General features: G+C 62.2%; 11 protein-coding genes and 1 pseudogene. 6 read left to right on the top strand and 6 right to left on the bottom strand.

Features of this window, described 5'->3' with window-relative positions; translation table 11 throughout:
- Positions 1–91: 91 nt before the first annotated feature.
- Positions 92–197, bottom strand: a pseudogene (locus QCE69_RS39585) (chromosome partitioning protein ParB); the annotation flags it as partial.
- A 24-nt stretch (positions 198–221) separates the two neighbouring features.
- Positions 222–884, bottom strand: a complete 663-nt coding sequence (parA, locus tag QCE69_RS28155; RefSeq protein ID WP_309925386.1) for a ParA family partition ATPase — start codon at positions 882–884, stop codon at positions 222–224.
- A gap of 711 nt (positions 885–1,595) precedes the next feature.
- Here parA and QCE69_RS28150 point away from each other — a divergent pair.
- A complete protein-coding gene (locus QCE69_RS28150) occupies positions 1,596–4,028 on the top strand; it encodes a GNAT family N-acetyltransferase (RefSeq protein WP_309934272.1) in 2,433 nt (810 codons plus the stop codon).
- Here the strand turns inward: QCE69_RS28150 and QCE69_RS28145 are convergent.
- Entirely contained in the window at positions 4,025–4,570 is a 546-nt protein-coding gene (locus QCE69_RS28145; RefSeq protein ID WP_309934270.1) for a hypothetical protein, read from the bottom strand. The two genes, QCE69_RS28150 and QCE69_RS28145, sit on opposite strands and share 4 nt — an antisense overlap.
- A 90-nt stretch (positions 4,571–4,660) precedes the next feature.
- A complete protein-coding gene (locus tag QCE69_RS28140) occupies positions 4,661–5,449 on the bottom strand; it encodes an IclR family transcriptional regulator (RefSeq protein ID WP_309925378.1) in 789 nt (262 codons plus the stop codon).
- Between the two features lie 554 nt (positions 5,450–6,003).
- On the opposite strand from QCE69_RS28140, the gene QCE69_RS28135 reads away from it, so the two are divergent.
- The 4 genes from QCE69_RS28135 to QCE69_RS28120 all read left to right on the top strand — a co-directional run bounded on the left by QCE69_RS28135 (position 6,004) and on the right by QCE69_RS28120 (position 9,589).
- Positions 6,004–7,050 (top strand): aldo/keto reductase, encoded by a 1,047-nt coding sequence (locus tag QCE69_RS28135; RefSeq protein ID WP_309925376.1) that lies wholly within the window; start codon positions 6,004–6,006, stop codon positions 7,048–7,050.
- Positions 7,047–7,883, top strand: coding sequence for an amidohydrolase family protein (locus QCE69_RS28130; protein WP_309934269.1), 837 nt, complete (start codon positions 7,047–7,049; stop codon positions 7,881–7,883). Before QCE69_RS28135 ends, QCE69_RS28130 begins: the two co-directional genes overlap by 4 nt.
- A gap of 73 nt (positions 7,884–7,956) precedes the next feature.
- Positions 7,957–8,700 carry an SDR family oxidoreductase gene (locus tag QCE69_RS28125; protein WP_309925371.1) on the top strand — a complete coding sequence of 248 codons (744 nt, stop codon included), beginning with the start codon at positions 7,957–7,959 and terminating at the stop codon, positions 8,698–8,700.
- Between the two features lie 40 nt (positions 8,701–8,740).
- Positions 8,741–9,589 (top strand): ureidoglycolate lyase, encoded by an 849-nt coding sequence (locus QCE69_RS28120; protein WP_309925368.1) that lies wholly within the window; start codon positions 8,741–8,743, stop codon positions 9,587–9,589.
- A gap of 76 nt (positions 9,590–9,665) precedes the next feature.
- Here QCE69_RS28120 and QCE69_RS28115 read toward each other — a convergent pair whose 3' ends face one another.
- Positions 9,666–10,106, bottom strand: a complete 441-nt coding sequence (locus QCE69_RS28115; RefSeq protein WP_309934267.1) for a PaaI family thioesterase — start codon at positions 10,104–10,106, stop codon at positions 9,666–9,668.
- Positions 10,107–10,378: 272 nt separating this feature from the next.
- Here QCE69_RS28115 and QCE69_RS28110 point away from each other — a divergent pair, with 272 nt between their 5' ends.
- Positions 10,379–11,920 carry a methyl-accepting chemotaxis protein gene (locus QCE69_RS28110; RefSeq protein WP_309934265.1) on the top strand — a complete coding sequence of 514 codons (1,542 nt, stop codon included), beginning with the start codon at positions 10,379–10,381 and terminating at the stop codon, positions 11,918–11,920.
- A gap of 11 nt (positions 11,921–11,931) precedes the next feature.
- Here QCE69_RS28110 and QCE69_RS28105 read toward each other — a convergent pair whose 3' ends face one another.
- Positions 11,932–13,056 carry an AGE family epimerase/isomerase gene (locus QCE69_RS28105; RefSeq protein WP_309934263.1) on the bottom strand — a complete coding sequence of 375 codons (1,125 nt, stop codon included), beginning with the start codon at positions 13,054–13,056 and terminating at the stop codon, positions 11,932–11,934.
- Between the last annotated feature and the right edge of the window lie 34 nt (positions 13,057–13,090).

Below are 13,090 nucleotides of genomic sequence, written 5' to 3'. Positions count from 1 at the left end.
GTTTCGGCGCCGGTGATGACATCGGCGGTGTCGTCGGCAACAAAGGCGCTGGAACGGCCATTTGCAGCGGCCTGACTTGCCTGCTGGATATCGACGATTCCGTCGATCGCATTGAGGCGGTCAAGCGCCGTGCGCTTCTCGCTGCTCGTGGAGTCGGGACGGGCCTTGAAGCCATTTGCAAACTGGGACGGTTTCATTCAGGGTCCTTTATGCGCATAAAGTCAGGAGAGCATGCCGAGGATTTCATCGGCAACGGCGCGAATCTCGATCGCAGCGAGACGCGAACCACGATCGGTCATCTGAAGCACGGTTTGGCCGAGTGCCATTGCCTGCTTGTAGCACTCGCGGGTGGGGATTTGAGTTTTGAGCAGAGGGAAACCAAGCTCTTCGAGGGCTACCTTGAGTTCGCGCGTCAGCATGCGCTTCTCTTCGGTCTTGTTGAGGAGGAAGACAGCGCGCAAGTCTTCGTTCATAACTTGCGCTTGCTGGACCAGTTTGACCAGGCCCACGCTTGACCAATAATCGGCTGGTGATGAAGACGTCGGAATAACAGCGACACTCGCTGCAAGAAGAACCACGCCGGAAACTTTCTCCGTAATGGAGGGCGGGCAATCCACCACGATGATGTCGTAGTCGTTGACGAATTTCCTGATCTCCCGATGGATCTGTCCCCCCGCTTCCGACAGATTAACCACAGGAAACGGAATACCGTGGGCCTCGTCCGAGGCAGCGCTGGACCAGTGGACGAGTGTGTTTTGCCCATCCGCATCCACGACGAGAACCCGCTTCTTCTTCTCGTGAAAAGCTGCCCCCAAGTGCATCGCAATGGTGCTCTTGCCGACCCCGCCCTTCTGCTGCGTGATCGCTATGATTTCCGCTGCCACGTTCTGCTCCGAATCTTTGAAGTTCGTTGAATTCTACATTGACGTAGTGATTTTTCCAGTCAAATTAGCTGAATTCAGAGTGTGCTGGTCGTTCGGCCTAGCTTTATGCGCATAAAGCTTCGATTGAGCCGAACTAAGACAGGAGGAGGTTTGAGTAACAACGCCGCTGCGCGGTGGTGTCAATGCTTCACGGCTGCGCGTGTTATGGCAATGCGCAGATGTTTCAATGGGGCCGCGGCGCATTTCCAATTGCCCGCGTTGCGAGATCTTTATGCGCATAAAGCCACATGGCGAGGCAGTTTGGCCTGAGTGTGGTTCGCGTGTGATTCGTGGACGGTTCTTCTCGTTTAGGTTTGCCATCGTTTGCTATGGCGTTGAGACATTCAAGAACAAAAGGAAAGGCGAGCCCTTGCCGGTTTCCTGCGATCAGCGCCGATACTTGTCGCGAAATGAATCTTTCGGCGGCTGCCTGCTGTCGTCTCAGGCATGAGCGTCTCAGTGTGCCTCGATCACTGCGAGCTTTATGCGCATAAAGCCTGGACGCTCCCATCGCACGAACGATATGAAGCTCTCGCTGGCGTAGCTCGTGGATCCGATGGGGAGGCTTTATGCGCATAAAGGCACGGCTCACGACTGTCCGCCGCGGCCAATGCCATCAAGCGAAATCGCCTATCCTTGAGCGCTCTATCAAGCATCGATGCTGGAGTTGCCATGACCGTTCGCAACCTCGACACACTGTTTGGACCGAAGTCGATTGCCGTGGTCGGTGCGTCGTCACGGAGCGGAAGCGTTGGAGAAATGGTCTGGACGCGCGCGCTATGTGCCGGATTCGCTGGATCGCTATGGCCCGTCAACCCCAAGCATGAAACGCTAAACGATACCCCCGTCTATCCGACTGTCGCTGCATTGCCTGACTGCGCTGATGTCGCCATCCTTTGTACGCGCCCCGATACTTGGCCAGCGCTCATCAAGGACCTCGGTAGACGAGGAACCAAGGCGGCAGTAATCGTCGGTGAGGCCGATCGGCAAGAAAGAGGCTCCTCAGCCACGCAACCAGCGCAGTGGAAAGCAGCAAGTCTTGGCACCCAGGAGTGGACCGCACGGGCCCTCGCCGCTGCGCGCCCTTACCTGATGCGCATCGTAGGGCCATCGAGCCTAGGCGTCGTCACACCTGCCATCGGTGCGTGTCTTGGAGCTCCCGCCTGCAAGGTCAAACCCGGTGGTGTTGCCTGGGTATCGGAATCGAACGCGCTGACTAACGGCGTTCTCGGCTGGGCGAACGCACGCGGCCTTGGTTTCTCGAAAGTCATTGCACTGGGCGACGAGGCCGATGTCGACTCCGGTGACATCCTCGATTTCCTCGCCAGCGATCCCTCCACACGAGCGATCCTGCTTGCCATCGAGAGCGTGACTTCCGCACGCAAGTTCATCTCCGCCGCCCGGGCCGCCGCGCGCAACAAGCCCGTGCTGGTCCTGCGCACCGGTCGCGACGATCCATTCGATCGGCTCTACGGTGCCGTATTCCGCCGCGCGGGTCTGGTGCGCGTCGATTCGCTCGATGATCTGCTCGATGAAATCGAAACCCTGGGTATCGGCCGGGTCGCGTCGAGTGACGTCGCGACGTTGATCACGAGTGACCGCGGTGTCGCCGCGCTTGCGCAGGATGCGTTCTCCAGCGCAGGAGACGATCTCGCTCACTGGCCGGCCGCCACGCGCGATGCCATCGCGGCTGCGCTTCCGCGCGCTCATGCCGGTAATCCTCTTCTCCTTGGCGACGATGCCACGCCTGCCGATTTCGGTTCCGCCATTCGCGCACTTGCGGATCATCGCGAGTCCGGCACAGCTTTTATCGTGCACGCGCCGACGCACAGTGCGCCCGTAGCCGATGTCGCACGCGCGTTGATCGATGAGCGCCATCACGCCTATCGCGGATTGCTGGCGTGCTTTTTCGGTTGCGTGGATTCCACAACCCGCGACGCCCTGCACGCGAACGGAATCCCGGTCCATACGACGCCGCATCGGCTGGCGCGTGCCTTCGCCCGTCTTGTCGATTTTCGACAAGGACGCGAACTGCTCATGCAGACGCCGGACGGTCAGCCGGCCGAGCTCCCGCGAGATCTCCACACCGCGCAGAACGACATCCGTGCTGCGTTAGCGAACGGCGTAGCGGAACTGGATGGAGAACGAGCCGCACGCGCACTCGAACGCTTCGGCATTCCGGTCAAACCCGGACCATCGAATGCATTGGCGAGCGACGCAGTCGAGATCCAGGCGCGCCTGCTCAATCATCGTGTGTTCGGTCCTGTATTTGAGTTCAAGGCCGAGGGGGCTCTGGGCCTGGCCGATGCGCTGCACGAATTCGCGCTGCCGCCGCTCAATCCCGTGTTGTCGCGGGATCTGGTCATGCGCTCACCGCGCTCGCGCGAACTGCCAACGGAGTTGCTGCTCGCGGCACTCACCGCACTTTCGCAGCTGGTTTGCTATATCGAAGAAATCGTCGCGCTTCGGCTGGTTCTGCGTGTGACGCGCGATTCCGTCTCCGCGCACGAGGCGCAACTCACACTCGGTGTGCATCGCAAGCCGTTGGCGATCGTCCCTTATCCGCGCTGCCTCGAGGAGACGCTGGACTGGCGTGGCATGCGCATTACGGTGCGTCCGATCCGGCCCGAGGACGAAGACGCTCATCGCGCCTTCGTCGCGGCCAATACTGCGGAGGATTTGCGTCTTCGCTTCTTCGGTGCCGTGCGCAGCTTCGATCACTCGCAACTCGCCCGCATGACGCAGATCGATTACGACCGGGAAATGGCGTTGATCGTCACCCACGCCGACGATGCGGGCACCGGCGAAACGCTGGCCGTCGCGCGAGCCATTGCCGATCCGGACAACGAGACAGCCGAATTCGCCGTGGCGGCGCGCTCGGACATGAAAGGCAGGGGCTTAGGCGGGCTTCTGCTCTCGCGCATCATCGACTACGCGAGAAAGCGCGGCACGCGCTGGCTGGTGGGCGAGGCGTTGCGGGAGAACGCCGGCATGATCGCACTGGCGCGTCGTGCCGGCTTCGAGTTGACGAAGACTGAAGATCCAGGCGTCGTCGGCTTCAAGATGCGGCTGGGCGTCAAGCCGACACAGCCGGCCTCGAACTAGGCCGCGAGCTTGTCTCGCGCGTCATCGACCTGCGCGCGCGAGATCGAGAGCTCATCGAGCAATGCTTCGGCATACGAATTTCCCGTTTCCTTCTCGAGCCGCGCAATGGTCAGCGCACAGCGCGATGTGTCCTTGAGCGTCGCGATAAACGGCTTGACCGACTGTCCCGAGACGAACGCATCGAAGAGCGGCGCGCGAATCTCCTCGGGCAGTGCGCGCGAGGTCCACTGATATGGCTTGCCGTTGTGCGTCAACTGAGGCGGTAGTGCGCGTTCTTTTTTCGCGGCCGGAATGAGGCCAAAGGTTCGCGCCGCTTCGCCGATCTGCTCAGCCGAGAAGAGTTCGTCCGGTGAGATCTCGAACTGCGCGATGTAGGTTTCGATCGATTGCATCGCAGCCGCCCGATCGTCGCGTTTCTTCTGTGCGCGCGCGACGATTTCGCGCAGCTCGTCCGCTTCGTCGGACGTGATGGTGAAGCTGGCTTGCTTTTGCTGCAGTTCGGAGAAGCGCAGGAATTCGGTATCGGAAAGGAGTTTCGCCATCGGAAATGCGTCGGGTTGAACACGGCAATGCGCCGTCATGACGCCTTGCCTTTTGGAAGGGTCGCCATTCTAACGCGTCGCGCACGGTGCTCAGTCACGCGTCATCGAAAGCGAGTTCGATGCTTCCATCAGCAAGGCAGTCACTTCTTCAACGGACGGTGCAACATAGTCGTCGATGCGTCGCATATATGGACAGGTGAGGGCGGCAATCGCCTGGCCCGAAGGACCGAGCAACGGAAACGTCACGTCTGTCACGCCGAAACTCTGCTGGCTGTCCTTCCTCGAAAAACCCGCTTCCTGGATCTGCCGATAGTCGGCGTCCAGCACTGCACCGTCCACGGTCATCTCGCCCTTGACCTTCGTATGTTCGGCGAGCATGTGTTCGCGTTGCTCGTCCGTTTGAAAAGCAAGCATCACGCGGCCCGAGCCGGTATCGATCAGACCGACGCGCGCGCCAAGCCGCACCGATATGCCCCAAGTCCCAGGCCCATCCACCTGGGCGATCACCAGCAGATTCCCGCGCTCGTAGACCACGAGGTGTACGGACTGCTCGGCAGCGTCGGCGAAACGCTGCATCGCTGGGAGGGCCGCTGCAATCAGCCGGTTCATCGGCGGGTGACGATGCGCAAGTGCGTACAGCTTGAGGCTCAGCGAGTAGCGATCGCCTTCCGGCGAACGCACGACATATTGACGGGCAACCAGCCTTTCCAGCATCCGATACATCTCGCTCGCATTGCGCCCGAGCCGCTTCGTGATTTCCGCGCGCGTCAGCCCTGACTTCTGCTCAGACAGCAGTTCGAGGATGTCGAGGCCTTTGTCGAGCGCGGGTGCACGGTAGCGGTCGGCATCGACATCCTGGTCCATCGGTTCGGAAGGCATTCTCAGTCTGGGTGGATATCTGGTGTCAGGAGCGCCAGTGTAAGCCGCAGAAAGGGTTCACATTTCGGCGCGTTCGGGAAACTACTTGCCGTTCCGACTCAACGCTTTCTTGACTTCGTGTCGTGCGAATATGAATATTACGTTCACTGATGAATAAACGCGCCGGGAAATGATGTCTGACAGAGCGCTTGCATGGGCGTCCGTAAATCCAGTGGCAGCCATGTACACGCAAAACCAGGCGCCGATGAGAGGCTTGCAGGAGATCGACGCACTGCGAGAATTGCCGCGCGCTGTTATAGCAAAAGGCGTTGGCACGGACGTCGCGGCGCCGACTGCGATCAAAGGCGCGCATCGCCACTTGGCCGAGTCCGCTGCAAACGCGCGTGATCTCGAGCTCCTCGAAGTTCGAACATCGCAAGCAGCGGCAGTCCGCGGATTCCTCATAAGGTCAATGTCCCGGTCCGCAGGTTTGCGAGGCGAAGCGCGACAGGGTACTGTGGCGTCTCGCACGGCCGAGAACGCTTCACACTGAAGGAAACCACCGAGGCTTGCACATGACCGGAGACACCCAGGCTGTTTCGCGCCGACGCAAGATTGGCCGCACGCCGCTGGAAGTGAGCGCGCTGTCGCTCGGTACTGCGCCGCTCGGCGGCCTCTATCACGAACTCACTGAAGACGCCGCGCGTGCGACGGTCGACGCCGCTTGGCAAGCCGGCATTCGTTTCTTCGATACCGCGCCACACTATGGCCACACCAAGGCGGAACATCGTCTTGGCGATGCATTGCGGCGCTATCCACGTGAAGACTTCGTGCTGTCGACAAAAGTCGGGCGCCGTTTCGTCCCACGCACGACGCCCGACGACGGCAGCGAAGGCTGGGCCGCGCCGCTGCCGTTCCAGGCAATCTACGACTACACGTTCGACGGCATCCTGCGTTCCTTCGAGGACAGCCAGATGCGCCTTGGCATGAAGGACATCGATATCGTGCTGATTCACGACATCGGCCGGGTCACCCATGGTGCAAACAACGCACATTACTGGAAGCAACTGACCAACGAAGGCGGCTTTCGCGCGCTCGACGAGTTGAAGCAGTCGCGCGGCGTCAAGGCGGTCGGCCTCGGCGTGAATGAAGGCGCTGCAGTGCGCGAGATGATGGCCGAGTACGACATCGACTGCGCGCTGCTCGCGGGACGATACACGCTGCTTGAACAGAACACCCTCGACGATCTCCTGCCCGAATGCGAAAAGCGTGGCGTCAGCATCCTGCTGGGCGGCGCGTTCAACTCGGGCATTCTGGCACGCGGGCTTGACCATCAAGCGCATGGCGATCTCAAGTTCAACTACGGCGATGCACCGAAGGACATCGTCGAGCGTGTCGGCAAACTGGAGCGCGTGTGCCGGGAGCACGGCGTAGCGCTGTCGACCGCGGCCATCCAGTTTCCTTATGCGCATAAAGTCGTGGCCACGGTGCTGATGGGCGCCCGCACGCCGGATGAAGTGCGTCAGAACGCGGCATCTTTTGCGACGCCGGTTCCGCCGGCGCTTTGGGATGCACTGCGCGCCGAAGGCTTGCTGCATGCGGATGCGCCGGTGCCGCGATGAACATCGACGCGCATCAACACTATTGGGATCCGGCGCGAGGCGACTACGGCTGGCTCACGCCGGACATGAAGCCGCTCTACCGCGTCTTCGCACCCGATGACCTCACGCGCTTGCGACAAGCAACCGGTATCGCTCGAACGGTCGTCGTGCAGGCTGCGCCGACCATCGATGAAACGCGCTATCTGCTCGATCTGGCCCGCACCGAGGATTCGATTGCCGGCGTGATTGGCTGGGTGCCGCTCGATTCGCCCGATGCCGTGCAGATGATCGACACATTCGCTCGCGACCCGAAGTTCAAAGCCGTGCGGCCGATGCTTCAGGATCTGCCCGACGACACATGGATCGCCCACGCGCCACATCCGGCGGCGATCCATCGCTTGATCGATCTCGATCTTGCCTTCGACGCGCTCATCTTCACGCGGCATGTTCCGTCGCTGATCGAGTTCGTCGAGCGCTATCCGACATTGAGAATCGTCGTCGATCACGCGGCCAAGCCGCCGATCCGCGACGGCATCGAATCCAGCTGGCAGCCTTGGGCCGACAGCATCGCGAGACTAGCCGCACTACCGCAGCAACTTCACTGCAAGATTTCCGGTCTCGCGACTGAGGCAAACGCTGGCTGGACCGAGGCCACGCTGAAACCCTATGTCGCGCATCTCGTCGAACAGTTCGGGTCCGCGCGGTTGATGTGGGGCAGCGACTGGCCCGTGCTCAATCTCAACGGCGACTATGCCGTGTGGCACGCCACGGCAAGCCGTCTGACCGCGCATCTCGACAAAGCCGCGCAAGACGCGATATTCGGCGCAAACGCCCAAAATTTCTATCGACTCTGAAGCGATTCGGAAAAAACCCAAACCGGCTCTTATAGCCAAGATGTCTCAAAAACAACTTCGACTGGAGCAGTAGATGGTACAAAGACTGGCAGGCAAGACGGCGCTCATTACGGCGGCGGGACAGGGCATCGGCCTCGCGACGGCTCAGCTTTTCGCGAAGGAAGGCGCGCGCGTCATCGCCACCGATATCCGCACGGAGTCGCTCGACGGCAAGCCCTTCGAAGTGCGCAGGCTCGACGTCCGCGACTCGCAGGCGGTCAACGCGCTCGCGCAGGAAATCGGCGCGGTCGACGTGCTGTTCAACTGCGCGGGTTACGTGCATGCCGGCTCGATTCTCGAAGCGACCGAGGAAGACTGGGAGTTCGCCTTCGACCTGAACGCCAAGGCCATGTATCGTACGATCCGCGCGTTCCTGCCGAAAATGCTGGAGACGGGCGGGGGGTCGATCATCAACATGTCGTCGGCGGCATCGAGCGTGAAGGGCGTGCCGAACCGCTTCGTGTATGGCGCGTCGAAGGCGGCCGTGATCGGCCTGACCAAGTCCGTTGCCGCCGATTTCGTCACGCGCGGCATCCGCTGCAACGCAATCTGTCCCGGCACGGTGGAGTCGCCGTCGCTCAAGGACCGCATCGCGGAACAGGCCAAGGCGCAGGGCGCCACCGTCGATCAGGTGCAGGCCGCCTTCGTCGCCCGCCAGCCGATGGGACGTGTCGGCCGCGCCGAGGAAATCGCCGCGCTCGCGCTGTATCTGGGCTCGGACGACTCGTCGTTCACGACGGGTCAGATTCACATCATCGATGGTGGCTGGTCGAACTGACCGGTCATCGTTCTTTTTCGAACCAGGAGGATCAACTCAGATGAAGCTGCTTCGTTACGGCCCCAAGGGTCAGGAAAAACCGGGTCTGCTGGACGCCGAGGGCCGGATTCGCGATCTGTCGAAGGTCGTCGATGACATCACCGGCGCGACGCTGACCGAGGCGAGCCTGGCGAAACTGCGCGCGGTGGATGTCGCGACGCTGCCGGTCGTCGACGGCAATCCGCGCATCGGACCGTGCGTCGGCCGTATCGGCAAGTTCGTCTGCATCGGGCTGAACTACGCGGATCACGCCGCCGAGTCGAACCTGCCGGTGCCCACCGAGCCGGTCATCTTCAACAAGTGGACCAGCGCGATCAGCGGTCCGGACGACGACGTCGAAATCCCGCGCAACTCGGTCAAGACCGACTGGGAAGTCGAACTGGGCGTGGTGATCGGCAAGGAAGCGAAGTATGTCGACGAAGCCAGCGCGCTCGATTACGTCGCCGGCTACTGCGTGATCAACGATGTTTCCGAGCGCGAATGGCAGCTCGAGCACGGCACGCAATGGGACAAAGGCAAGGGCTTCGATACGTTCGGCCCGATCGGACCGTGGGTCGTCACGAAGGACGAAATCGCTGATCCGCAAAAGCTCGACCTGTGGCTCGAAGTCGACGGCAAGCGCTATCAGAACGGCAACACGAAGACGATGGTCTTCACGGTCGCGCAACTGGTGGCGTATCTGTCGAAGGTGATGAGCCTGCAGCCGGGCGATGTCATCTCCACCGGCACGCCGCCGGGCGTCGGCATGGGTGTGAAGCCGAGCGCGGTGTACCTGAAGGCCGGCCAGACGATGAAGCTGGGCATTCAAGGGCTCGGCGAGCAGACGCAGAAGACGGTCGCAGCCAAGTAACGTTGGCGGCGCAACGAAAAAAACCTCGCTGCGGCGAGGTTTTTTTCTGGACGACGGGATAAAGGGAGAATGCGGCTCAGGCGTGGAAAACCGGCTCGCTCGCGACGCCGTCATTGATGCGCGTGATCGTCCCCTGTGCGACGGCGACCAACCGTTCAGCGCCGCCATCGGTGACGAACACGTCGCACTGGCAGGTGGCCTGCGTCATGCCGGCATGCACGACGCGCGCACGGGCCATCAGCGTGCCACTGACCGCCGGGCGCAAGTAGTTGATCTTGTACTCGCCCGTCACGACCTTCGGGCCCAGCCGCAGCGCGCCGGCGAAGGTCAGCGCGTTGTCCACGAGATAACTCACCACCCCGCCGTGTACGAAGCCATGTTGTTGCCTGAGTTCGTCCCTGATGGTCAGACACAGCGTGAGACTCGCTGAATCGACCTGCATCAGTTTGGTACCAAGCAAGGCGCTGAACGGTTGCGCATTCAGCGCACCGCGCGCGATATCGACTATTTCGGCCATTCGGACACTCCTTGGGTGGGTTCGGTGCCGTCCTGCAAAGACAATAGAAAGCGATCGCGCGCACTGCAAGAAACTCCTGCAAATTTTGTGCAATGGAGCGTTCGGGCCGCGTGATGTGCGCCTTCGACGATGCCCAGTCAAACCCGCAGCGATCTCCGCATTCGCGTAGACAGCCGGTTCCGCAAACGATTCAAGCTTTCTGACGGCATTGCCGTAAACCCTCACTGTTACCGCTCGGGCGGGTGTGATTTCGCAAATTCGGAGTGCGGGTGATGTTTGCAAGGATCAAGGTTTCAACGGGTTTGCTGGCTGTACTGGTGGTGTTCTGTCTCTTTCAGCTGGTCACCGAGGGACTCGGTTTCTGGTCCCTCTCACGCACGCATGACGATGTCGGCAATCTTTCCGACATCGCGCTCAAGCAGGTCAATGCAGTCAACCAGACGACGCAGCATCTGATGGATGCACGTATCAACCTGTCCCGCGCCGGCACCCGCATGGTGCGCGGCGGCAGCGAGCCGACCGACATCGTGCAGCACGCGCGCGCGCAGATCGCGGCGGCGGACAAGTCTTTCAACGCCTTCCTGAATGCGCCCAAGACCGGCGACGAGAACATCGCGCGCTCGACTGCGCTGCAAGGCAAATACGCGGAGTATGCGAAGGCGCTGGCGGAGCTCGTCCAGTATCTCGATGCGGGCAACATCCAGGCGTTTCTGGATCAGCCCACGCAAGGCTTCCAGGACCGCTATCTCGCGGAACAGCAAAATTTCGTCAATTTCGGCGATGAGGCCGGGCGCGCCTATCTCGCGTCGATCGACACGCGCTATGCATGGTTTCGCGCGGTCGGCATCGTGATTCTGGTGGCGCTCGTGGCCGGCATCGCGCTGACGCACGTGGCGCTGCGCCGTGGCGTGATCGCGCCGCTGGAGGAAGCGGGACGGCACTTCGAACGCATCGCGAACGGGCATCTGGATGAACGCATCGAGCGCAGCGGCAGCAACGAGATCGGCCGGCTGTTCGCCGGACTCGCGACGATGCAGGCGAGCGTCGCGAGCACGGTCAAGGCGGTGCGCGCGACGTCGGATTCGATCAACCTCGGCGCCGACGAGATCGCAAGCGGCAACGCCGATCTGTCCGCGCGCACGGAAAACCAGGCGGCCTCGCTGGAAGAAACGGCATCGAGCATGGAAGAGCTGACCGCCACGGTGCGGCAGAACGCCGAGCACGCACGTGAGGCCAACACGCTGGCCGGTGAAGCGCTGCAGGCCACCTCGCGCGGCTCGAGCGTCGTGGATGATGTCGTCGAGAAGATGCGCGGCATCGCGTCCAGCTCGGACAAGATCGCGGAGATCATTTCCGTCATCGACGGGATTGCCTTCCAGACCAACATCCTCGCGCTGAATGCGGCCGTCGAAGCGGCGCGCGCGGGCGAACAGGGGCGCGGTTTCGCGGTCGTGGCCGGAGAAGTGCGCGGCCTCGCGCAACGTTCCGCGCAATCGGCGAAGGAAATCAAGGCGCTGATCGGCGAGTCGGTGGCGCAGGTGAGCGACGGCTCGCTGCTCGTCGAACGCGCGGGCGCGGCCATGCGCGACGTATCGGCGTCGATCTCACGCGTGACGCAGATGATGGCGGAGATCAGCGCGTCGTCGCTCGAACAGAGCGTCGGGATCGAGCAGGTCAACCAGGCCGTCACGCAGATGGACGAAATGACCCAGCAGAACGCCGCGCTCGTCGAGCAGGCTGCTGCTGCTGCGTCGTCGCTACATGAGCAGACGCGGCAGCTCAAGGCGGCGGTGTCGGTGTTCCAGCTCGCCTGAGACAGCGCCCGTCAGTCAGTCAAGGCCGCGTACGACGTCGCGAGGTGATACGGCGTCGTCGACGGCATCTCGGCGCGAATGACGTCTCCCTGCGCCGACCGGGCCTCCACCCAGCCCTTGTCATGCAGGAAGCGCGCGCCGAAGCGCGCGATCTGCTCGCCGGGCGCTTCGCCGCGCGTGACCAGCGCGCGCAGATATTCGGTCTGGGCCCAGATGCGCTGGGTGCCGTCGATCACGCGGCCACTCTCGTCGATGGCCGCGCACACCCCGCCCGTTTCCGGGTCCACGCCGTGACGTTGTGCGAATTCGAAGGCGCGCGCGAGTCCTTCGTTGAGCCCGGCCGCCTCGAACGCCTCGTGCCGGCTTCCCAGCGCCAGAAAAAACCATTCGAATTGATGGCCCGGCTCCAGCCGGTTGCCTGGCGCGCCCATCGGCAATTCGGCGATCGAGCCGCTCGGCGCATGCACGAACGCGTCCGCGACGGAGCGTGCAAGTTGCAAAAGCCGCCGGTCGTAGGCGGCGTCGCCGGTGGCTTCGCGCGCGGCAAGCCATGCTTCCGCGAGATGCATCAGCGGATTCTGCAACGGGGTTTCGAGCGTGGCGCCGAAGTCTTCGGCAAGCACCGCGTTCAGCAGATCACCGCCGCTCGAAAAGCGTGCTTCGATCAGGCGTGAGCTTTCGTCGAGCAGCGCGAAGGCGTCGGCCGAGCCGGTGCGCTTGGCGTAATGCGCGCACGCGAAGACCACGAATGCATGGGTGTAGAGATCCTTCTGGCGCTCGAGCGGTGCGCCGTTCGCATCGACGCTATAGAACCATCCGCCGTTTTGCCGGTCCAGAAAATAGTGCCGTAGCGCGTCGAACAGCTTAGCGGCATGCGCGAGGTCGCCGGCGTCCGTGAAGGCGAACAGTTGCCGCGCGCAGGCCATCGCGCGATAACGCCTGGGCGGCAGCGGCGCATGGTCATGCGCCGCGACGGCTTCGTACGCCAAGCCGAGCGCGGCGTTGAATCCGGGACCGCGCCATATCGGCAGCACGACATCCGCATAATGCGCGCGCAGCGCGGCGGCGGAGTCCGGGCGCACCGCTTGCAGCGGCGATTGAGCATTGGACTGAGCGTTGGTTTGCTGATCCTGCATGGATAGACTCGGATGGACCCAGGGGACGCGCCCT

Source organism: Caballeronia sp. LZ032, from assembly GCF_031451315.1.
Taxonomy (GTDB): domain Bacteria; phylum Pseudomonadota; class Gammaproteobacteria; order Burkholderiales; family Burkholderiaceae; genus Caballeronia.
This window is presented reverse-complemented; position numbering and strand designations above follow the sequence as displayed.

Bases quoted from the DNA above. Each gene is read 5' to 3' on its own strand.
- QCE69_RS28145 (WP_309934270.1), bottom strand. From the start codon at position 4,570: ATGGCGAAACTCCTTTCCGATACCGAATTCCTGCGCTTCTCCGAACTG.
- QCE69_RS28140 (WP_309925378.1), bottom strand. From the start codon at position 5,449: ATGCCTTCCGAACCGATGGACCAGGATGTCGATGCCGACCGCTACCGT.
- QCE69_RS28115 (WP_309934267.1), bottom strand. From the start codon at position 10,106: ATGGCCGAAATAGTCGATATCGCGCGCGGTGCGCTGAATGCGCAACCG.
- QCE69_RS28130 (WP_309934269.1), top strand. From the start codon at position 7,047: ATGAACATCGACGCGCATCAACACTATTGGGATCCGGCGCGAGGCGAC.
- QCE69_RS28125 (WP_309925371.1), top strand. From the start codon at position 7,957: ATGGTACAAAGACTGGCAGGCAAGACGGCGCTCATTACGGCGGCGGGA.
- QCE69_RS28110 (WP_309934265.1), top strand. From the start codon at position 10,379: ATGTTTGCAAGGATCAAGGTTTCAACGGGTTTGCTGGCTGTACTGGTG.
- QCE69_RS28120 (WP_309925368.1), top strand. From the start codon at position 8,741: ATGAAGCTGCTTCGTTACGGCCCCAAGGGTCAGGAAAAACCGGGTCTG.
- QCE69_RS28135 (WP_309925376.1), top strand. From the start codon at position 6,004: ATGACCGGAGACACCCAGGCTGTTTCGCGCCGACGCAAGATTGGCCGC.
- QCE69_RS28150 (WP_309934272.1), top strand. From the start codon at position 1,596: ATGACCGTTCGCAACCTCGACACACTGTTTGGACCGAAGTCGATTGCC.
- QCE69_RS28105 (WP_309934263.1), bottom strand. From the start codon at position 13,056: ATGCAGGATCAGCAAACCAACGCTCAGTCCAATGCTCAATCGCCGCTG.